Origin of the sequence: Yersinia sp. 1252 StPb PI (assembly GCF_048593885.1) — a bacterium.
GTDB lineage: Bacteria > Pseudomonadota > Gammaproteobacteria > Enterobacterales > Enterobacteriaceae > Yersinia > Yersinia enterocolitica_E.
Map to the genome: position 1 here is coordinate 1 of NZ_JAZGQE010000571.1, position 247 is coordinate 247.

Here is a 247-nt window from a genome sequence, read left to right on the forward strand (position 1 = left end):
GATGGTGGTGGGGGAAGGATTATTCGTCACTGCGTTCCTCACCCTTCGGGCCGCCGCTGCGCGTCGTTGTCTCGCTATGCTCGGCGCGAACCTTGTCGAAGGTTCTTACCTTCCCCGATGGCAATATCTTTGATTTTTATTGTTTTTATTGGATTGGAATAACTCTAGGAGATGGTGGTGGGGGAAGGATTATTCGTCACTGCGTTCCTCACCCTTCGGGCCGCCGCTGCGCGTCGTTGTCTCGCTA

2 other RNA genes are annotated in these 247 nt (G+C 54.3%); both read right to left on the reverse strand.

Going from position 1 to position 247, the window contains the following annotated elements:
• Positions 1-2 precede the first annotated feature (2 nt).
• A non-coding RNA gene (locus tag V2A85_RS24765) (RtT sRNA) lies at positions 3-129 on the reverse strand.
• A gap of 43 nt (positions 130-172) precedes the next feature.
• A non-coding RNA gene (locus V2A85_RS24770) (RtT sRNA) lies at positions 173-247 on the reverse strand; the annotation flags it as partial.